This window comes from Mesorhizobium sp. WSM4808 (assembly GCF_055811675.1).
This window is the reverse complement of record NZ_JBVVQX010000086.1, coordinates 1-297: the sequence shown is the minus strand read 5'-3', so window position 1 is coordinate 297 and position 297 is coordinate 1. Positions and strand designations below refer to the sequence as shown.

General features: G+C 61.6%; 1 pseudogene. It reads left to right on the top strand.

Going from position 1 to position 297, the window contains the following annotated elements:
* Positions 1 to 79: 79 nt before the first annotated feature.
* A pseudogene (locus AC0L2U_RS34785) lies at positions 80 to 297 on the top strand (transposase); the annotation flags it as partial.

Sequence of the window (297 nt, the reverse complement as noted above, 5' to 3'; positions counted from 1 at the left end):
GGACCCACGGACACCATCATGCCGGCGGCTGCGTGCCGACCGCGAACAGAAGCAAAGAACCTGCATCGAACGTCACGCCTTGACTGGAGGACACCGAATACAGAAGCAGATCATTGCGGTTCTGCGCGAGCATGAGGCGGGTGCGAAGGCGGGCGATCTGGCCCGCAAGCACGGGATCTCCGAGGCGACGCTGTATAACTGGAAGGCCAAGTATGGCGGCATGGACGTCTCTGACGCGCCAAGCGGCTGAAGGCTCTGGAAGACGAGAATGCCAAGCTGAAGAAGCTGCTCGCCGAC